General features: G+C 41.9%; 19 protein-coding genes. 15 read left to right on the top strand and 4 right to left on the bottom strand.

Annotation, left to right across the window (positions count from 1 at the left end; all coding sequences use genetic code 11):
* The first annotated feature begins 208 nt into the window (after window positions 1-208).
* From M1D81_RS15525 to M1D81_RS15485, 9 genes are all read left to right on the top strand, one after another.
* A complete protein-coding gene (locus tag M1D81_RS15525; RefSeq protein ID WP_339208224.1) occupies window positions 209-904 on the top strand; it encodes a response regulator transcription factor in 696 nt (231 codons plus the stop codon).
* Window positions 891-2198 carry a HAMP domain-containing sensor histidine kinase gene (locus M1D81_RS15520; protein ID WP_456266436.1) on the top strand — a complete coding sequence of 436 codons (1308 nt, stop codon included), beginning with the start codon at window positions 891-893 and terminating at the stop codon, window positions 2196-2198. Before M1D81_RS15525 ends, M1D81_RS15520 begins: the two co-directional genes overlap by 14 nt.
* Window positions 2199-2235: 37 nt before the next feature.
* Window positions 2236-2664: a phosphate-starvation-inducible protein PsiE gene (psiE, locus tag M1D81_RS15515; RefSeq protein ID WP_456266437.1), complete on the top strand. Its 429-nt coding sequence runs from the start codon at window positions 2236-2238 to the stop codon at window positions 2662-2664.
* A gap of 259 nt (window positions 2665-2923) precedes the next feature.
* Window positions 2924-4807: a DUF5776 domain-containing protein gene (locus M1D81_RS15510; protein ID WP_456266438.1), complete on the top strand. Its 1884-nt coding sequence runs from the start codon at window positions 2924-2926 to the stop codon at window positions 4805-4807.
* Between the two features lie 460 nt (window positions 4808-5267).
* Window positions 5268-6176, top strand: a complete 909-nt coding sequence (locus M1D81_RS15505) for an alpha/beta hydrolase (RefSeq protein ID WP_456266439.1) — start codon at window positions 5268-5270, stop codon at window positions 6174-6176.
* Window positions 6177-6315: 139 nt separating this feature from the next.
* The gene (locus M1D81_RS15500; RefSeq protein ID WP_024423382.1) at window positions 6316-7269 is read left to right on the top strand and encodes an ABC transporter substrate-binding protein; all 954 of its coding nucleotides are present in this window, start codon (window positions 6316-6318) and stop codon (window positions 7267-7269) included.
* Window positions 7270-7342: 73 nt separating this feature from the next.
* Window positions 7343-8359, top strand: coding sequence for a FecCD family ABC transporter permease (locus M1D81_RS15495; protein ID WP_024425989.1), 1017 nt, complete (start codon window positions 7343-7345; stop codon window positions 8357-8359).
* A complete protein-coding gene (locus M1D81_RS15490) occupies window positions 8352-9389 on the top strand; it encodes a FecCD family ABC transporter permease (protein ID WP_024425988.1) in 1038 nt (345 codons plus the stop codon). The genes M1D81_RS15495 and M1D81_RS15490 overlap by 8 nt, the downstream gene beginning before the upstream one ends.
* A 21-nt stretch (window positions 9390-9410) precedes the next feature.
* Window positions 9411-10154, top strand: a complete 744-nt coding sequence (locus M1D81_RS15485) for an IucA/IucC family C-terminal-domain containing protein (protein WP_456266440.1) — start codon at window positions 9411-9413, stop codon at window positions 10152-10154.
* A gap of 13 nt (window positions 10155-10167) precedes the next feature.
* Here M1D81_RS15485 and M1D81_RS15480 read toward each other — a convergent pair whose 3' ends face one another.
* Complete coding sequence (locus M1D81_RS15480) at window positions 10168-11046, bottom strand: endonuclease I family protein (RefSeq protein ID WP_456266441.1); 879 nt, start codon at window positions 11044-11046, stop codon at window positions 10168-10170.
* A gap of 171 nt (window positions 11047-11217) precedes the next feature.
* Between M1D81_RS15480 and M1D81_RS15475 the strand changes: the two genes are divergently transcribed.
* Both M1D81_RS15475 and M1D81_RS15470 read left to right on the top strand, forming a co-directional pair.
* On the top strand, window positions 11218-12453 hold the full coding sequence (locus M1D81_RS15475) for a pyridoxal-phosphate-dependent aminotransferase family protein (RefSeq protein ID WP_456266442.1): 1236 nt from the start codon (window positions 11218-11220) through the stop codon (window positions 12451-12453).
* Between the two features lie 158 nt (window positions 12454-12611).
* Window positions 12612-13802 carry an MFS transporter gene (locus M1D81_RS15470; protein ID WP_456266443.1) on the top strand — a complete coding sequence of 397 codons (1191 nt, stop codon included), beginning with the start codon at window positions 12612-12614 and terminating at the stop codon, window positions 13800-13802.
* A gap of 54 nt (window positions 13803-13856) precedes the next feature.
* Here M1D81_RS15470 and M1D81_RS15465 read toward each other — a convergent pair whose 3' ends face one another.
* Together M1D81_RS15465 and M1D81_RS15460 are read right to left on the bottom strand one after the other, a co-directional pair.
* Entirely contained in the window at window positions 13857-15014 is a 1158-nt protein-coding gene (locus M1D81_RS15465) for an oxalate decarboxylase family bicupin (protein WP_024425983.1), read from the bottom strand.
* A 64-nt stretch (window positions 15015-15078) separates the two neighbouring features.
* Window positions 15079-16248, bottom strand: coding sequence for a PucR family transcriptional regulator (locus M1D81_RS15460; RefSeq protein ID WP_456266444.1), 1170 nt, complete (start codon window positions 16246-16248; stop codon window positions 15079-15081).
* A 305-nt stretch (window positions 16249-16553) separates the two neighbouring features.
* Between M1D81_RS15460 and M1D81_RS15455 the strand changes: the two genes are divergently transcribed.
* The 4 genes from M1D81_RS15455 to yunB all read left to right on the top strand — a co-directional run bounded on the left by M1D81_RS15455 (window position 16554) and on the right by yunB (window position 20058).
* Window positions 16554-17405, top strand: coding sequence for a DUF72 domain-containing protein (locus M1D81_RS15455; protein WP_024423374.1), 852 nt, complete (start codon window positions 16554-16556; stop codon window positions 17403-17405).
* Window positions 17406-17471: 66 nt separating this feature from the next.
* On the top strand, window positions 17472-18845 hold the full coding sequence (locus M1D81_RS15450; RefSeq protein WP_456266445.1) for a bifunctional metallophosphatase/5'-nucleotidase: 1374 nt from the start codon (window positions 17472-17474) through the stop codon (window positions 18843-18845).
* A 67-nt stretch (window positions 18846-18912) separates the two neighbouring features.
* Window positions 18913-19218: a YunC family protein gene (locus tag M1D81_RS15445; protein ID WP_456266446.1), complete on the top strand. Its 306-nt coding sequence runs from the start codon at window positions 18913-18915 to the stop codon at window positions 19216-19218.
* Window positions 19219-19293: 75 nt separating this feature from the next.
* Window positions 19294-20058, top strand: a complete 765-nt coding sequence (yunB, locus tag M1D81_RS15440) for a sporulation protein YunB (RefSeq protein ID WP_456267101.1) — start codon at window positions 19294-19296, stop codon at window positions 20056-20058.
* Window positions 20059-20084: 26 nt separating this feature from the next.
* Here yunB and M1D81_RS15435 read toward each other — a convergent pair whose 3' ends face one another.
* On the bottom strand, window positions 20085-21029 hold the full coding sequence (locus M1D81_RS15435; RefSeq protein ID WP_229137106.1) for a M23 family metallopeptidase: 945 nt from the start codon (window positions 21027-21029) through the stop codon (window positions 20085-20087).
* Window positions 21030-21197 lie beyond the last annotated feature (168 nt).

Below are 21197 nucleotides of genomic sequence, written 5' to 3'. Positions count from 1 at the left end.
AATTCATCGATCCTTACAATGAATCAATATACGGCTCAATTCTTAACAATTTATGAAGATCCAATTTTTTGAAAATAAATGTGACAAATTGATGGCGTATGATCAAATTCATAAACTGTTAAGGTTTATGCTGTATCTTTTCACATAGCTAGATGATATATAGTAAAGACATAAAAGAAAGAGCAACACATTACATGAGGTGAGAGACATGACCCATCGAATATTAGTCGTAGAAGATGATCAGGATATTGGTGACCTACTGCAGGAATCCCTTACACGTGCAGGATATGAGGTGCTAAGAGCGATGAATGGCGAGCAAGCATTGAAGCTTGTGGATGATTCGCTCGATTTGGTGATTTTAGATGTGATGATGCCAGGGCTCTCAGGCATCGAAACGTGCCAGCACATAAGAGCCTCATCTAACGTCCCTATTCTATTTCTGACAGCCAAATCGAGCACATTCGATAAAACTGAAGGATTACTTGCCGGCGGGGATGATTATATGACAAAGCCCTTCTCAGAAGAGGAGCTTCATGCTAGAGTCATTGCACAATTACGCAGGTATACCGTCTATCAGGAAAAGAAGGAGCAGGAAGAGACCTTTCTTGTTGGTGGCAAACTGAGGGTAAGTGAAGAATTTAATGAAGTATGGAAAGAAAACCAGCAAATTAAGCTGTCTGATCTAGAATATCGGATGCTAAAATTGCTTATGAGCAGGCGAAACAAAATCTTTTCAGCCCAAAATATTTATGAAAGCGTGTGGGGACAGCCCTATTTCTATTGTTCCAACAATACGGTGATGGTGCATATTCGAAAGCTGCGTGCCAAAATTGAAGATGATCCTGCTCGTCCTGTATATATCAAAACTGAATGGGGAAGAGGATATCGATTTGGCACAACGTAAATATACATTGGCCAAAAAGCTGGCTCTGTTGATTTTGGCAGCTGCAATCGTAAGTGGTATTGTCTTTTTGACGCTGCAAAAGATCACCAATGATTTAATTGATGGATATTTGAGTTCGGACGAGTATTACGACCAGGAGTCAGCCAAGTATATTCAAAAATTCAGCCGCTATGTGTCTGAGAATGAGCTGTTTTCAACGGATCGAAAAGCGTTTGGCGAGTGGGTGAAAAAAGAGAATTACATTAATTTGACCATCTTCAAGGATCAAGTGCTGCAATATGACTCTATTTATTCCGCTGCCGATGAATCGGCGTACGGAAAAGAAAGGATGACCCAGTACGCTGAGCACCATTCGTATCCGGTTCAGTTTAGCGACGGTAAAGGCCGCGTCATGGTGGACGGGTTCTATTCATCTCGCTACCACGATCTTGCTTTTACACTCGAGCTGCTCGGGGCGACGCTTATCTTTCTCCTCATTGTTCTTCTCGGCATTCGCAAAAGTCTGCGCTACCTGCAAACGATTCATCAAGAGATTCATATTCTGGAAGGCGGAGAGCTGGACTATGAGATGACGGTAAAAGGGCATGACGAATTAGCGATGATTGCCAAAAGTATTGAGGATCTGCGAAAAGCCTTTTTAGACAAGCTTCAAGCCATTGATGATCTGCAAGAAGAGAGCCGCAGCTTGGTCACCGAAATGTCCCATGATATGAGGACACCGCTGACGTCGCTGATGATGAATTTGGAGTTTGCGAAAAAAGAGGCGACTGGAGCGGATACCCGTAAGGATCAATATATAGCGAGTGCCTATGGGAAAGCACTGCAATTAAAAAATCTGTCTGACAATCTGTTTGCCTATTTTCTACTTGATAAAGAACATGAATCTGAGCTTGAGACCGTTGCAGTCAAAGAGGTGATTTACGATCTCCTGTCAGATCAGGTGGCCATCCTGCATCAAGAGAACTTCAAGGTTCATCTTTTAGGAGAGCTGCCTGACAGCTATATCAATGTGAATATCGAGCTGCTTGGCCGAGTATTTGATAATGTGATGTCCAATTTACGGAAATACGCAGATCCCAAAAAGGATATCAATCTCACGTTTTTATCCGATCAAGAAATCTTTGAGATCCATGTCAGCAATGCGATAAAAGAGACAAAGGTCACGCCGGAAAGCAATGGACTTGGTGAACGAAGCATCAAACGAATGATGACCCGCATGCACGGGCAGTTTGAAAGTATAGAAAGGAACGATGTTTACTACATCGTGCTGCGATTTTGGAACATCAAAATGTAATCAACAAATGAATATACTGGAATGGAGAGACAACCCAATGAAACGATTCAGTAATTTCCAAAAGATACCTGATCTCTTGCAAGGTCTTCTCAATATCTGTCTGTTCTTTTTGGCTATCGCTTTAAGCGTTCTGTTAATCAGTGAAACATGGTACATTGTTCAATTTGTTTATAAGACACTGTTCAACAAAGGAGAAAGCTATTATGGAATGCTTGGGGAACTGCTGATCTTCTTTATGTACTTTGAGTTTATTGCCTTAATTATTAAATACTTTAAATCCAACTTTCATTTTCCGCTTCGATACTTTATATATATTGGGATCACAGCTGTCATCCGTTTGATTATCATTGATCATGAAGAGGCAGTATCGACGTTCTGGTGGGCGCTGGCCATTCTTGCCATGACCTGTGCACTCTTTATCGCGAGCAAAAGAGATGCTGCTCAAGAGCATGAGGAAGTGAAATGAGGAAAGAAGACGAACGATAGAGGCCTTTCCTTTAAAATAGGTAAACAATAAATCTTTTAAAATATTTTATTTGATGTAAAACTTTGGCGCACACTTTCTTAACCATCATTTTCTATGGTAAAATATACTCTGAAAAGCTATGTTTAAAATTTTAGAGAAATTTTTATTTCAATTATAAAGTTTTGCTTATAATTTAATATAGGTATCTAAACTTTAGAAGATGATGTGGAAGAAAGAAGATTGAAAGTAGAGGTCTAATATGGAAAAGTTAATATCTATAATCATTCCAGTATACAATAAAGAAAAATTCTTGAAGAATTGTGTAGATTCTATTATCAATATTAAGATTGATAAAGAGAAAGTGGAAGCCATTTTTGTAGATGATTGCTCAACAGATTTGTCTGTTGATATTTTGAAAGAATATCAAAAACAACATTCATTTATTAAATTAATTCAATTAAGTAAGAACTCAGGAAGCCCTTCGTTACCTCGAAATGTAGGCATTTCACGAGCCAATGGGAAATATATAACACTTCTTGATGCAGATGATTGGTTAGATAGAGAAGGTTTTCCGAAATTATTGCTTCAAGCAGAAAAAAACGATTCAGATATTGCCTTTGGTCTTTTAGTAAAACATACAGATCATGCAATCAAAAAGGGAGCTAGATTTACTTCATACGAAGAAAAGAATGGGTTAATTCCATATGAAATAGACAAAATTTTTAGGTCGGTAGGTCCACCGGCAAAAATATTTAAAAAACGGATTGTTGACGATCATCAAATTGAGTTCAAACATATGAAATATGGTGAAGATAAATTATTCTTTATTGAACTCATTTCTAAATGCCAAACAGCTTCTATGAATACATTCCCTGTTTACCATATCAATCGATATAAATCGAATCAGTCTCTTGTTGGAGAGACGAGTATATTTGAAAAAACAGAATATAATCTAAAAGTACTTGAAGAGGTCTTGAAATTAGATATTCCAAAACAAGCATCTTATTATGCAATTAATAGAATTATTGAGCTTGACTTTTTAATTAGGCTTTTTAAGCGAAAACGATTTATTATAAGTGAAGAAAAAAAGAATTATTACAAACTCTTTTTCCGTTTAGTTAAATTGATGAGAAAAAATGGATTGAATATTGAGGACTTTATTCAATGTAGTAAACTTTTTCTTTTGTATCAGCTTATTTCAAATCAAGAAGAAAAACAATTGTTGGATTACCTTCGTATTTTGACAAATGAAGGAGCAGCTAATAAATATATAGAAGATAATAAAGTTTATTATATTATGCCGTCTTCCATCTCATATGATAAACAAATAAATGAACCTTTTTTTGCAGTATACGATGGAACTAAAAAATTGGATGGGGAATTGTATGAAACCATCCGTATTTATTCTGATGAACAGAGACTTGTATCTAAAGTGTTAATAGTTGAGATAGGTAACGATTTAAATGAAAAAGAAATACCAATCGTTTTAAAAGACAATATAGTGTATATTAAATTGAGCGACCTAGATGAAATCGATTTTAACTATAATATTGTCATAATATATGATCATTATAATCCTGTCATAGTCAATGCAACATATCCTAGTGCGAATTCATTACATCAATTGAATAGGCAAAATTTTAAAATTGAGTTTATGCAAAAGCATAATGATAAAAAAATAAATCTTGACCATTATCTGAACAAAGCACCTGTATCAGTTGTTACGACTTCAAAGATTAAAGTTTATGGTGATCGTGATTTCAAGCAATTTATAGGTCAAGAAATTGAAAAAGGACAACTTTTAAAAATTAAAGATGTTACTTATAGTAAAAATGGTACTCCTAGATTAATTTTAAATACTAATCAATTTATCACTGCTAACAAAAAGTTTATACAAGAAATTGGATTAGATGAGTTAGTGAATTATATTGTTGAAATTCCTGAAAAAGTGCAAATTTTAAAGAAGTGCAAATTATATAAAACCAAGAATTTCAAAAAAGATCCTGTTGCTATTTTGAAAAAAGGCGATTTAATTGAAGTGCACTCTATAGAATTTACAAAGAATTTAATTCCGAGACTAAAAACACCGGAAGGTTTATATCTAACAGCAAATAAAGAATTTGTAAATCAAGTTACTGATTAAAAGCCAAGAATATTAGAAAAAAACTCATACTATTAGATTGTAGAGAACTCAAGTTTTTCTACAATCTTTTTATTTTTAACGTAAATATAAAAAATGAACCTATTGGAAAACACCTTTCACACACCTAGCCTAGATTCGCTAGTTGTGTAGCAATCTTCTCCAAGTTCAGATGATCAGCTGTGATAAGAGCTTGCTCACTGGCATAACTATTCTAACAACAGGGTCGATGGTATGCGAAGTATTCAAAGTTTTTTAGCTGAACGGCTGCTCGTTCTAACAAAATATAAGCTAAATTCAAATGCCAGATAGAGAGCTCAAATCGTTAGGACGAAAAAACAAATCGTCGGGATTATTAAAAGTAAGTCCGTCCTTCTGAAGGATACGAATGAATAGGATACAGGAAATAAGATAACTTACTCGGCTCAGTCTTTCTCATTTCTGGCTGAAGGAGCGATATCAATTGACACATGCCAAGAACGAACCATTCTCGTTTACAAGTATGCAGCAGGCAGCCCCTGTACATATTCCAGAAAGACAATTCATTTCATCACATGATGGTACAAGCCTTGCGTATTATCCATTTTTATCAGAAAAGAAGACCCAGGCCAATGTGATCTTGATTCATGGCGGTGGTGCTCATAGTTTGGCTGGTTATGAGCATATCGCTTACACACTGCAACATGATTTTCACGTAAATGTATTTTTACTTAATCTAAGAGGCCATGGCCATTCTCAAGGAAAAAAGGGTGATACACCTCGTGTCACGGATGTATGGAAGGATGTCTCGCAGGTTGTGGATGCCATTAAACAGGATCAGAAAGGTGCCATCTACCTTTGTGGTCATTCTTCGGGAGCGGGCCTGCTGCTTAACTACTTGTCTTGGCCAAAAAAAAGAGAAGTAGATGGTTACTTTTTTATTGCACCTGAATTTGGCTATAAGTCAGGCACTGCAAGGGCTGATCAAATCCCTTTTGCCACTGTTCAAGTATGGAAGTTCGTTCTGTCTGCGATGACAAAAGGGGTGCTGATGAGTCATTCTGAAGCCGTACGTTTTCACTATCCTGCATGGGTGGTCGAGCAGGATCCACTTCTATTGACGACCATCACTGTCACTCTATCTCTTGCCTTAACCCCATCTGCACCTAAAAACCAATTTGCGAAGATGGATCGGCCGTATGGCATGTTTGTAGGCAGCAAGGATGAGCTGTATGACGTCGAGACATTTCTCCCTTATCATGAACTGCCAAAGGAACCGATCAAAAAACAATCAGTCTATCAAGTGCTTGAAGGACATACCCATTTGTCAGTTTTACTAGAAGCAGGAAAACAGATTGGCAGGACCATCCAGATGTGGAATCCTTCTATTTAGTATGAATAACTAGTCAATACTCTCCCATTTTCTTAAAAATTTACATTGACACCATCCTTTTCTATGATAAAATCATAGTGTGATAATGAGAATCGTTATCAAACGATATGACTACATATAGAATGGATAGGTGAGGTACATGTTCAAGAAATCTTTTTGGTCGCTATTAGTTGTGCTCTCCATCGTTTTACTTGCAGCTTGCGGCAGCAATAGCAGTAACGGCAAGTCAGATAGTAAAGAGAAAACAAGAACCGTTGAAAGCGCTATCGGTTCAACTGAAATTAAAGGATCGCCTAAACGTGTGGTGACACTGTACCAAGGAGCAACGGATGCAGCAGTCGCTATGGGCATTAAACCAGTAGGTGTTGTTGAATCATGGCTTGAAGCACCTACGTATAAATATTTAAGAAATGACTTAAAGGATGTTAAAATTGTTGGGCAGGAAACACAGCCAAACTTAGAGGAAATTGAAAAGCTCAAGCCTGATTTGATCATTGCATCGAAAATCCGCCACGAGCAAATTTTTGATCAGCTGAAAGAAATCGCTCCAACTGTTGCAACTGAAACTGTGTTCACATTTAAAGATACAGTGAAGTTGATGGGTGAAGCGTTAAACCAGGAAGACAAATCAAAAGAATTGCTGACAAAGTGGGATGACCGCGTCGCTGATTTCAAAGAAAAAGCGAAAAAAGACATCAAAAACTGGCCGATGAGTGTATCTGTGGTGAACTTCCGTGCAGATCATGCTAGAATCTATCAAACTGGTTTCGCAGGATCCATTTTAACAGAGCTAGGCTTTGAAGGACCTAAGAATGTCAAAGATAAAAAGCAAGACATCATTACACTGACAGACAAAGAGAGCATTCCGCAAATGGATGCAGATGTGATCTATTACTTTATGGATGAAAAGGATAAAGCGGTTGAAAAAGCATATAAAGAGTGGACGAGTCATCCCTTATGGAAGCAGCTTGACGCAGTGAAAGCGAAACAAGTGCATAAAGTAGATGAAATCACTTGGAACATGGGCGGCGGTATTATCGCTGCAAACATGATGCTTGATGATATTTACGATCGTTTAGGAATTGATAAATAAGTCGTAACAGAGGAGAAAATGTGAATATACCATTTTCTCCTTTTTTCCATAACAGATTGAAAGCGGGAATCAGATGAGAAGTTTAATAAAAAAGGATTCAAGCAAGGCACTGCTTTTTGCTGGATTCATTGTGTTGATGTTGGTCTTTTTTATGCTCAGTATTTCCCTTGGGCAAACCTCAATTTCCCTCAAAGCCACCATCCATGCTTTTCTTCAATTTGATGAATCGGATCCAAACAGTGTCATTGTCATGACATCCAGATTATCAAGAGCTTTAATTGCAACGGTCGTTGGCTCAAGCCTGGCGATTTCAGGTGCACTCATGCAGGCATTGACAAGAAATCCGCTTGCGGCGCCTGATTTATTAGGAATTAATGCAGGTGGACTATTTTTTATCGTGATTTCGATTGTTTTCTTTTCAACAGAGTCGTTAACAAGCTATATGTGGACAGCCTTTCTAGGCGCAGCGATTGCAGGGATGCTCGTTTTTCTATTGGGTTCTATTGGAAGAGATGGATTGACACCGGTTAAAATAGTCCTTGCAGGTGCGGCGATATCTGCACTGTTTGCGTCTTTTACACAAGGTCTTTTAATCGTGAATGAACAGTCGATTCAAAGCATTTTGTTCTGGATGGCTGGGTCAGTGTCTGGAAGAAGCATTGATATGTTAATCCCTGTTTTGCCTTATATTTTAGGTGCGACTATTGTGGCGCTGCTTCTAGGACGTTCTATTAATGTTCTTTTGTCGGGAGATGATATTGCCAAAGGACTTGGCCAGCGTACACTGCTGCTGAAAATCACGATGGGTGTACTCGTTGTCTTTTTAGCAGGTGGTTCCGTCGCTGTTGCTGGTTCAATTGGTTTTGTTGGTTTTCTTGTGCCGCATATTGTGAAAAAGCTCGTCGGGCCTGACCACCGCTGGGTACTGCCGTATTGTGCCGTTGTGGGGGCGTCTCTTTTACTTGCCGCGGATTTGGCGGCTCGTTTTCTGATCATGCCGCAGGAAGTGCCGATTGGTGTCATGACGGCGGTAGCAGGAGCGCCTCTATTTGTTTATCTCGTGCGCAAGGGGTTGAAGACAGGTGGCTAAAACATATACAGTGCGTTCTAAAGGCGGGCGCATTTCATTTCAATTTTCAAAGCGGACGTTTTTGATTTTACTTTTATTGACGGCCATTGCCTTTGGCTTATTTATTCTCAGTCTCAGTATGGGAAGCCGGTTCATTCAGCCGGTCGATGTGCTGCTTCATTTAATCGGTCAGGGAGAGGGGAATTCCTTTGTGTTAAATACACTGAGGATTCCACGAACGCTGCTGGCTGTCTTAGTTGGATCCGCACTTGCGGTATCAGGGCTTATTTTGCAAGGGTTGATCCGCAACCCGCTGGCATCACCTGATATCATTGGAATTACAAGTGGTGCTTCGTTTGGTGCGATTATGTTCATCGTCTTTTGGATGGGCACTGTGCCTATTGCTTATCAATCCTTATGGGCGATTGCAGGTGCTTTTGCGGTATCGAGTCTGATCTATTTGCTTTCATGGAAAAAAGGGGTCAAGCCGATCACACTTGTTCTAATGGGAATTGGGATTTCTGCCATTATGAAGGCATGTGTGACGTTTACGCTTGTTCTTAGTGATACGATGACAACGACCAAGTCTTACATCTGGCTGACGGGGAGCTTATATGGTTCTACGATGAAAGACGTCACTGCGATGCTTCCTTGGGTGATGATCATTTTACCGATTGTCATGGTTTTAGCAAGAACGATGAATGTAAAAGAACTTGGCGATGATCTTGCAACAGGTCTCGGGGTAAAAGTGCAGGCGAAACGATTATTCTTTCTCCTGATGAGTGTGACATTGGCTGGTGTTGCAGTCGCATTTGCAGGCGGCATTGAATTTGTTGGACTCATGGCGCCGCACGTTGCACGGATGATCATTGGACGTTCATTCATAGCGCTTGTTCCAGCATCTGCGCTAGTTGGAAGTATTCTCGTGATGCTGGCTGATCTTGTGGCTAGAACCGCATTTCTACCGTTAGATGTTCCAGCAGGTGTATTTACGGCAGCTATTGGTGCACCGTTCTTTATTTATTTGTTATATCAACAGCGTAATCGATAAACAGAAGATGGGGGTTTTGATATGAGGCCAGAGTGGGTTGAGAGAGAATTACTTGATTTTGGGGTACACATCACAAATGGACCTATGACATCTGATCGCACACTTGCTGCGCTTTTTTCAGAAGCAGCCGTCATACGTTTATTAGAAGCTGAAAAGGAAGCGATGTATGCACCGAATCTTGCGGTAGCAGCCTCTATGTTTTCAAAGCGCTACGCCTACTTAGCTGTCAGTTCCTCTTTATACTTAATGACGCTGTATGACGGTGTCTATCAGTTTCCACCAGCAGCATGTGCATTTAGAGAGGATCGAAAAATTGAAATAGATGAGGCGTCGTGTTCGTTTGTTCCACTAGAAGGAGAGCGGCATGAATGGAGAGAGAAGGTCGTGCGTGAATTGTTTACGGAGTGTGTCACGCCTCTTTTAGACGTGCTGAACCGCACCACAAAACTCTCTTATCGTATTTTATGGGAAAATGTAGCGGTTCGAATCAACTCTCTTTATCGAAGCATGATGCGGGAAGCGGAAGAGCCTGCGGTGAAGCAGCGCGTGCGGGAGGATTATCTGTATCTGAAGCAGGCGGCTGGAGATGTTTTTGGAGCTCAGCAAAATCCATTTCAGCACAGCCTAAACCTAGACGACAGTTTACTTGAAACATCCAACCGGAAGACCTGCTGTATGTATTATCAGCTAGAGAAAAAATCGGAGAGTCTCGATTATTGTCTTGTTTGTCCGCTTGAAAAAAAGAAAGGCACTGCTTGCTCGTAGCAGTGCCCTTTTTTTATTCCCAAATCTCACTTGCCCATTCAGGGTGATCAATAAAAGGGTTGCGATTGTGCTGATACGTTTGATATATGATCTCATTGCGGTTCCGTTCGATTTGATCGACTGGGTCCTGCTTGTGCCATTTGAGAAGTACAGACATTTTGCCGTGAAGAGGAGAGCTTCCATTATTTACTTTGTCGTTCAATTCTAAATCTGGAAAGCGGTCATCACCCTCGTAGCGAGCCGCCATATAAAAGAGCATTCTCGCAACATCTCCTTTGACCCGGCTGTGAGGTTCGAATGAGTCGCTGTCGTAGAAATTGCCCGGTGCACCTTTGTATTCATTACCACCCGTGTCAAAATCTAAATTTCCGCGTGTGCTGTTCGTTTGCACATCTGCCGCACGAAGGTGGTGGAGATCTGTCCCAGGTCCTTGGCTTGTCCCGAAATTGCCGTGAGACTTGGCCCAGACATGCTCCCGGTTCCACTGACCCACATTTCCGCCATTCGACTGCTTTGAACGGGAGACACCACTATAAAGCAGCAGCACATTGTTTGGGTTATTGGGGTCTTCATCTGTTTTCTTTAAGGCCTCCCACACCTGGCTGTAGGATAGCTGCGTATGATCATCGATGATATCGTGTAAAGCCTTCTTAAGAGCGGGTCCTGATTTGCCAGCAGCAGATTGGTAATAGGAATCGATTTGACTTGTGGCGGCAGTTTGCGTTTGTTGTGCAGATGTTTCGTTTTGAAGCTGTAACGGGGAAAAGGTGATCGTTTGACTAGGTTCACTCAGATTGAAACCTTGAGCATTTGCAGCTGGAGGCAGCGGGGCGGCGAATGTGCCGAATATCATGATTCCGGCGGCCACAGTTCCAAATAAAGTTCTTTTCATTCGATTTCCTCCTTGATAGGGAATGTATTCTCTTTATTTCTATCATATTGCCTTGAAGAAATAAATGGATTTCTCGTAAATGTTATGTAATAAGTTCATAGGAAAAGAGATTGCTATTTTAGGCGTATTCCTGTATAAGTGGGCTTATAAGGATGGACAGCAAGGGAGAGGATGGATCACGTGAAAGAACTGCAAACACCTTCAAGAACGATTATGACACCGGGACCCGTTGAAGTAGATCCGAGAGTGCTCCGTGTGATGAGCACGCCAATTCTCGGTCAATTTGATCCAGCATTTACACACATGATGAATGAAACAATGACTTTATTGCGGTCACTTTTTCAAACAGAAAACAGATGGGCTTATCCAATTGACGGTACGTCCCGTTCAGGGCTTGAAGCTGTGCTCGCCAGTGTGATTGAGCCGGGAGATTCAATGCTTGTACCTGTCTTTGGCCGCTTCGGTCACCTGCTCATTGAAATAGGGCAGCGCTACGGTGCTGAGGTACATACAATGGAATGTGAATGGGGGGCGGTTTTTGATCCTGACGACATCATCAAAGAAATAAAGCGGGTCAAGCCTAAAATCGTTGCCATGGTTCATGGTGAAACATCCACCGGACGATTGCAGCCGCTCAAGCAAATCGGTGAAGCATGCCGGGCTCTTGATATGCTGTTCATTGTAGACGCTGTGGCGACCATTGGCGGTGTCGAGGTAAAAGTGGATGAATGGAAAATTGATGCGGCGATTGGCGGCACGCAGAAATGTTTATCTGTTCCATCAGGCATGTCACCTATTACGTATAATGACCGAGTCGCAGCTGTCGTTGAATCAAGAAAGAAAGTAGAAAAAGGCATTGCGACACAGGATGAATTACAAAAACAAATCGACATTTCTCCAATCAAAAGCAATTATTTTGATTTAAGCCAGCTTCAGGATTATTGGAGCCCAAGACGATTAAATCATCATACAGAAGCGACAACGATGCTCTATGCACTGCGAGAAGGGGTTCGTCTTGTGCTGGAAGAAGGGCTGTCTGAACGTTTTCAAAGGCACACGTATCATGAGAAAGCCTTGATGAAAGGTCTTGAAGCAATGGGGCTTGAATTGTTTGGTGATCCAGATTGTAAAATGCCGGTTGTGACCTGTATTGTCATTCCAAGTGGTATTGACGGAGAAGCGGTCCGTGCCGACCTGCTTCATCATTTTGGGATTGAGATTGCAAGCTCCTTTGGACCGCTTGCCGGCCGTATATGGAGAATTGGGACAATGGGCTACAGCTGCCGAAAGGAAAATGTGCTGTTTGTGCTAGCAGGGCTGGAAGCGATTCTCATCAAACACGGGGCGTCTATCCATTGCGGAGCAGGGCTTCAGGCGGCTCTTACTATCTATGAACAAGCTGAATAACGAGATCCAACATACTCGCCATTGGTGGGTATTTTTTATTTGGAAAAGAACACTATTTTTTGAAAAACTAGACTTATAGATAAGGTTATCGCTATACTGGAGAAGTTCTCGATATTTTTGTAATCATTTTCATTTATTTGCAGAAAGAGGTTTTTTGTATGAAGAAGATGGGCAGATTATACATTTTGATGCTCAATATTTTTATTGCCATGCTTGGCTTTGGCCTCATTGTACCTGTTATGCCGAGTTACATCGAAGCCTTTGGTGCAACAGGAAAAACACTCGGTTTTCTTGTCGCTGCAACAGGTTTTACACAATTTGCGTTATCGCCGGTTGCCGGGGCACTGACCGATCGATTTGGACGAAGGAAATTGATCATTGCCGGGATTGCCGGCTTTACGATTGCTCAGTTTATTTTTGCTTTTGCTGATCAGCTTTGGATGCTGTTTGTGTCTCGGTTTTTAGGTGGTGCTGCCGGGGCTTTGCTCATGCCGGCCATGTTTGCATACATTGCTGATATTACAAGTGAAAAGGACCGAGGGAAAGGTATGGGTCTATTTAGTGCAGCGATGACACTAGGTTTTGTCATTGGGCCGGGCGTAGGCGGCTATTTGGTTGAGTATGGGATCGCATTTCCTTTTCTCATTGCCGGTTCCTTTGCCGCTCTTTCTACTTTGTTATCCATCCTCTTTTTACCTGAAACATTAACAAAGGAAAAACAGGAAGAGGCGCGGCTCAACAAGCATATTCATTTTAATCCTTTTGTGCAAATGATCGAGGGTCTAAGGACATCGTACGGTTTTTTGTTTATATTGGCCTTTGTCCTCAATTTCGGAATCATTCATTTTGAATCGATTTTTGGTTTATATGTAGATCAAAAACACGGATTTTCACCGAAGGATATTGCGTTTGTGATTACGGTGGCAGGACTTGCCGGAGTGCTTGTCCAGGGAGCGTTAGTGAATGCCTGTGTGAAACGATTTGGGGAGATGAGAGTCGTCCGTTATGCGCTGTTAGGTGCGGCTTTCATGCTGATCGTCTGCCGTTTTGCACCGTCCTTTTGGTTGATTTTTACGGGTTCGATTTTATTTTTATCGGCTACGTCATTTGTCCGTCCAGCCCTCAATACATTGCTGTCCAAGATGGCAGGCAATCAGCAAGGGGTAGCAGGCGGTCTCAATACATCCTTTATGAGCCTTGCCAATATCGTCGGACCGAGTCTTGCGGGTATATTATTTGATGTGAATATTGAGTTTCCTTTTATGTTTGGAACACTGGTGCTTTGCGTAAGCTTCGCTGCATCCATCGTGTGGGGGAAAAAAGTGCAGCATGTTTCGGCAGCTTCTTAAAATTTGCTGATAAAAACCGATCAGGATGGATTGATCGGTTTTTTTTGAAGGGTATCATCTCTCATATTTCACGACAGGTGATTTTTCTTTATGAAGCGCACGAATCATCGCTTCATCTACGTGTAAATGCTCTTTCACTAATTGAGGCGGGGTTAAAGCCATCCACTGATTCAACGAAATATCTGCAAACCGGTCACTTTTAAAAATCTCTAAAAACCAAAGGCTCGTTTGGCCGATATTTTGGATGTAATGCCCCATGCCAAAAGGAACATATCCAACATCACCTGCTCTGTAATTAAAGGTGCGGGCAGTACCTCCTGCTCCAAAGACCGTCATTTTAGCTGTACCTGTTAAATAGTATTGCCACTCATCATTATTAGGGTGCCAGTGCATTTCTCTCATGCCGCCAGGTTTTACTTCAACAAGTGCAGCCGCAATCGTTTTTGAAATCGGGAAATTCCGTGAATCGACAATTCGGACGGTTCCGCCAGAGGTCGTTATCGGGTTTTGACGAAGGAGCTGGTGCGTAAATGGCGGCTTAATGCTCCCGTATGGATCAGATACCGTTTGGCTTTCTAAGGATGACGGCGGCGAGCCTTGAAACATATAGCGCTGCTTATTCGGAATATGGTCAAACAATTTCCTCGGAACTCCAAAATTGGCGGAGAGAATCTCTTTCGGTGTATGGGCAAACCAGTCTGTGATCGTGAAAGTATCAAATTCAGAAAAATCGCCATCATCAAATACAAGAAGGAACTCACAACCATCCTCAAGTCCTTGAATGGAGTGCGGGATACCAGGTGGAAAATACCACAAATCGCCTTCTTCTAGATCAGCGATCATATTTCGCCCTTCTGCATCTACAGATGTGATGCGGGCTTTGCCTAAAATCATATACGCCCATTCCGCCTGCTTATGCCAATGAAGCTCACGAACACCTCCGCGTGTGAGCCGCATGTTGACACCTGCAATCGTTGTTGAAACAGGCAGCTCCCGCTTTGTAATTTCCCTTGACCAGCCGCCGTGATTCAAATGCATGTGTGTATCAGAAAATGAAAATTTTAAATTTGGGATTGTTCCGGCATCGGTTTTAGGGGGAACGAGCATATCTGGGTTCTCTATATCTCGAAGGACATCGCGCGGGCCTAAGTCGGTGGCACCCGCGCCATCCTTTCGAATGGGCTGCGGGATGTGACGGAGCTCATCATCCATTTATCATCCCTCCTCAAGTCTCATTTTTCTCCTCCAAACTATATGATGTTTGAGAAGAAAAAATTCAATCAGGATGGGATGAGAGATACATTTGAATACGGAAGGCTAAGCGCAGCCGCAATGTTGCGTCAGAATCTTTTAAGCTGATTCGAAGCAATTCTTCACACTTCTCGAGGCGATAAATGACCGTGTTGCGATGAATGGACAAGCGTTTGGCTGTTTCTGAAATGTGGCAATGGGTTTCTAAATAGACAGATAAGGTGTGAAGAAGGCTTTGATCGACTTGTGATGGTTCAGATAACGGGTGAAGGTGCAGCTGGTGAAACGTGATCATATCCTTTCTTGGAATGAGCCTTAGTAAATCTGGCACATCTTTTGCTTGATAAAATTGAATATATTCAGTCCGCGATGAGAGATGTCCTGTTTGAAGAGCCTCTAATGCTTCATTGTAGCCTTCAGACAGATGGGGGATTAAGCAGCCTGTCAAGCTCACCCCAAAAGAAATAGTATGATTCATTTGCAGTTTAACAAGCATCTGCAACTGTTTTAAAAAAGAGTGGAGCCTGCCGCTGACCTCCGGCCAACTGCCAGTCTCCTCCATCAATACAACACCCATATCACCTTTTAAAAACAGAAAGGCAGGGAATGGGCAGCTTGGAAGTGCACTTTCGAGCAGATCAGCCACTTGATCCAAAACCATTTGCTGCTTCATAAAACATGTGGTATCACTGCGCTCGTCAAGCTGACAGATCATACATAGATAGCGGCATTCGGCGTTTAATCCAAACGCCTGAGCGAAATGTAAGGAATCTTGCTGGGAAGATGATGCCCTCTCTATCCATTTGCGAAAGCCCTCATTTCTAGCACGCTTGGCCGTTTGCAGGGCGGCATATTGTCTCATGCGTGCAATCAACATTTCGTTTACTGCTTTTGCAATGATCCCATGCAAAGTTTTATTCTGCGGTTGAATGAAAGCAAGGATGACCAGATAATCACATGTTTGTTCGTTTAGATCAATTGGAAAGACGGAAAAGGTTTGTTTTGCATGTATCATCGAAAAAGAATGAGTTGTCCTGCTTTGAAAAAAGGGGAGAATGTGCATCCATTCTGAGCTTGTGATCATGGGGTGCGAGGTATAGAGAATACGTCCATGCTGGTTAAACAAATAGATGGGCTTGTGAATCTTTTTGGCCATTTTTTGTAAAATTTCAAACTGGTTATCGTCTATGTTCATATCCACTCAATCTCCTTTATTGGTGAAGATGAATAAAAAAATGGACAATCACTGTCAACATCTCTGATATGCATTTTATGTTATCAGCTAAAATCATTTTAGATAGAAAGTTGTCAATTAATATAACAAACAAACAGAGCGTCAGGACAAAATCACGTGCCGCCAGTCATCTTCATTCAGAATTACGAGCAAATATGATATGTTGTAGACAGAAGAATTTCTTTCAGAAAATATGGGTATCACAAGAAACAAAGGCTTCGAATGAGGAAGCCGTCTATACATGAGAGTGGCAAGAGGTGAGAAACATGATTTATATCGGATTAACTGGCTGGGGAGATCATGACAGTCTTTATCCGCCGAGAATCGGCAGCGCGCAAAAGCTGTTTCACTACGCGTCAACGTTTCCGATTGTGGAACTGGATGCCAGCTTTTATGCGGTTCAGCCTGAGCGTAATCATGAAAAGTGGATAAAGGATACGCCAGATGACTTTCAATTTGTTGTGAAAGCATATCAAGGAATGACTGGACATCAAAGGGGCGAGATTCCGTTTGCTTCAAAGGAAGAAATGTTTGATGCATTTATTCTTTCGCTGACTCCGCTTATTCGTGAAGGGAAACTAGCCATGGTGCTCTTTCAATTTCCACCTTGGTTTGATTGCAAAAAAGAGCACGTCCACTATTTAAGATGGTGTAAGGAGAAGATGGGGGACATTCCATGTGCCCTCGAATTCCGAAACCGTACATGGTTTTCAGATGAATTTTATGAGCAGACTTTGTCCTTTATGGAAAAGGAAGGATGGATTCATTCCGTCTGTGATGAACCGCAAGTCGGAGAAGGCTCCATTCCGCCGGTCATACAAGCTACACACCGTGATAAAACATTGGTCCGATTTCACGGGAGGAATAAACAGGGCTGGCTTCACCCGGCAGACCATGAGAATTGGCGTGAAGTGAGATACTTATATTTATATAATGAAGCTGAATTAAAAGAGTGGAAAAAGAATCTCGACATCCTGCATCAGCAATCGAAAGATGTCTATGTCGTGTTTAATAATAACTCCGGCGGAGATGCAGCGGCAAATGGCCAGCAGATGATTGATTTGCTGGATATCACCTATTCAAACCTGTCTCCGAAGCAGTTAGATTTATTTAGTTAACCGAGAGCTGACTGAAGCTTTCAACCTGAATGAGACGGTCAGTGACAACTTGAGGGAGAGATCAACATGCTGCAGAAGCTATGGTTATATCATACAAACGACTTGCACAGCCACTTTGAGAACTGGCCAAAAATTGCAGCTTATATTGAAGAAAAGCGTCAAGTTCACGATCAGATGCTCTTGTTTGATATTGGCGACCATATGGATCGAGTGAACCTCGTATCCGAAGCGGATTATGGAAAGGTAAACGTCACGCTCCTCAATCAGCTTGGCTATGATGGAGTCACAATCGGGAATAATGAAGGCATTACGCTGCCCCATGATCAGCTGGATCACTTGTATGAGAATGCACAATTTCCAGTGGTCCTGTCTAATTTATTTGAGAAAGGCAAAAGGCCATCATGGGCAAAGCCTTATCATATGATCACAATGGAAAACGGACTGAAGCTCTGTCTCTTAGGCGTGACCATTGCGTATACACCTGTATATGAAAAGCTGGGCTGGAACATTACTGATCCGTTTGACAGCATACGGGACATGCTGCAGGAAGTGAAAGGACAGGCAGATGTCATTGTGCTTTTATCCCATCTCGGTATCATCCATGATCGAGAGGTCGCCCGTGATTTCCCTGAAATCGACATCATCCTAGGTTCACACACGCATCATCTGTTAGAACAAGGTGAAATGGACAATGGTGTGCTGCTTGCATGCGCTGAAAAGTATGGGCATTATATCGGATGCGTTGAGCTGACGATCGATACAGCGCGCAAAGAGCTGATAGAGAAAAAAGCGACAGTACAGTCAGTGGATCAGCTCATCAGTGAATCAGATGAAGCCATCACCACCTTGCAGCAGGCAGAAAGAAGAGCGAAAGCACTCATGCAGGAAAAAGTGACAACGATTGAGTCGAAGCTAGAAACGAAGTGGTTCGATGATTCTCCGCTTCCACAGCTTTTAACAGATGCCATTAAAGATTGGTGCGGAGCAGATATTGGCATGATGAATGCAGGTATGGTGCTTGATTCATTAGAGGCAGGGATCGTCACAAGAGAAGAAATCCACCGGATATGTCCGCATCCCATTAATCCCATTCGGGTGACGCTTACCGGTCAACAGCTCATCGAAACAGTTCAGCGGGGCTGTGAAGAAAAAATGGAACAGCTGCGCATCAAGGGCTTCGGCTTTAGAGGTGAGCTGATGGGGAAAATGCTATATAGCGGCCTCAGCTATACATTAGAAGAAGGCGAGGCAAAACGGGTGAAGGATGTCTTTGTACATGGTCAATTGATCAAAAAAGACGCCTCCTATACTGTTGGCACAGTCGATATGTATACATTAGGCTCTCTTTTTCCTCATATCCGTGATCACGAACACATTGAATATTTTATGCCTGAATTTTTACGTGATGTTCTGACATGGCGCTTGAAGGAAGCAACATGAAATCCGCTTCAGCCTAACAACACGCGCCCTCTTTTCACATAGATTGTGATGAGAGGAGTGAAGGGATTTGGTGAATTTAACACCTATTACAATTGATGGCCATTCCTTTACAGCGGTCACCGTCAAGCTGCCGAAGACAAATTTCATGGCAGTAACAAATGAACATGGGTATATCATGTGCGGTGCACTGGATGTCGGGCTCTTGAATGAAAAGCTTGCAGATAGAGGAATTATTGCAGGAAGAGCAGTGGGTGTAAGAACCATTGAGCAATTGCTCGCTGCTCCTTTAGAATCTGTGACATACGCCGCAGAAGCGCTGGGCATCTCAGCTGGAACAATTGGAAGAGATGCATTATTAAAAATGGTGAAATAAAATAGAGAGATGATTCCTATCCCCCCGCCTGTCTGCATACACATGTAATGGAGAAGGGGGGATTTTTTATTGAGAATGAACCGCCGTTATCGCCCCTACAAGAAGGGCCCTTTGCCATTTCGTTATGTTATGCTGCTTGCGATCTTATTCTTTGTGCTCTCAACCGTCATTAGTTTATTTTTTATCAACCGATCCATTAAACCAACCCTTATTCACATTGCTGAACTAGAAACAGAGCGCATCGCCAATCACCTCATACAATATTCAGTTCAAGACTTTGCAGACGATCAGGAGAATATGAAGGATATGGTGGTCATGAATACAAGTGAGAACGGAAAAGTGACGACCATCGATTTTAATGCGCAAGCAACATCGAAAGCAATGGCTGACCTCTCGCGTCATCTTCAAAAAAATTTAGAGGACATTGAAAAGGGGAACTTTCAAAAAGAGGCAAAAGAAGCATTAAAGGATCAAACAGATGGACATGACGGCATTATATATAACATTCCGCTTGGGCAAGCATTCGGAAATGCACTCATTGCCAACCTCGGACCCAAAGTGCCTGTACGCTTTAGTGTGATTGGTGATCCGCATACGGACGTTGAAAAAAATATTAAGCCTTATGGCATCAACAATGCCTTGATTGATATTAGTGTTCTGATCGAGGTCAAGGTAAGAGTCATTATCCCATTTGCTTCTGAAACAATCGTAGTGAAAAACTCTGTTCCTGTCTCCATACAAGCCGTTCAAGGAGACGTACCAGATTATTATAATGGCAGCGGAACAAACTCAGGTGCTCCATCAATTGTTCTCCCAGAGAAAAAGGAGAAAAAGGAATAACAGCCCAACAATGATTGGGCTGTTATTTACTTTCGTTTCCGTTCAGCTCTTTCCCACGCCCTCAAATGAGGATATGGATCAAATGACCATTCCGTTCTGCCGTTGTCTTTGTACATGCCATAGTGAAGATGCGGCGGAAACTTTCCAGCAGTGCCTGGAGGACCGTAACCGGAGCTTCCGACAGATCCAATTACCTGGCCAGGTTCAACAATTTGACCTGTCTTGAGTCCTTTCGCAAAGCCATTTAAGTGAGCAAAGTAATGATAATGATTATGAATATCTCGAATGCCTATCCGCCAGCCGCCAAAGCGGTTCCAGCCTTTCATTTCAATCACGCCATACGATGTCGCACGAACGGGAAGTCCATAATGGGCAAATAAATCGGTTCCCTCATGAATTCTCCTTCCTCCAAACCCTCTTGCATCTCCCCATGTACTTCGGTAGCTGTAGTCAGCTCCAACCGGAAGAGGAAAAGCATGCTTTCCAAGATCAAGATGGCCGTAGTGCTTATATAGCTTCATAAAAGATGAAATGATTCCAACGGTTTGATCACGTCCATAATAGTCCCATAAGCCAATTTTTAATTGATCAATGCTGCTGCCGTAGTGAAGCAAGTATTGTGCAAAAGTGAATAATACATCCTCATCGTCATCGCTGCTTGCTTTGCCATCCCCATTCCCATCAAGACCAATTCCATCAAACACTTTAATGCTTAAAGGAGAAGTATCCTGTTTATTCGGGTTTTCTGGTCCAATCCACATTTCCCGGGGAATGTAGATGCCAATGACGCCTTTTTGTTTCGGTAAATCTCTTCTGCTTTTTCGAATATTGTGTTCATACTGATCAACTGCAGCAAGTACATACCATGGAACCTGAGTTGTGATGGAGACTTTTTCATATAGGGCCATTCTTTGCTTCAATTCATCTGGCTGCTTGCCCGTCCCTTTTGCATGAACAGGTAAAGGGAGCATTGAAAGAGCAATCATGATGGCTAAAACCACTTTCACAAACGTCCATCTCCTTTCATCGAGCATCATCTTCTACCGTTTAGTGTGGTTAGAACACTCTATTTCATAAGAAGAAAATGTTAGTAATTTTCTTCTGTTTTTTTAGGAGGCTTTTGGGTATTTTTGCAGCTC

The organism is Bacillus sp. JZ105 (genome assembly GCF_053903125.1).
This window is presented reverse-complemented; position numbering and strand designations above follow the sequence as displayed.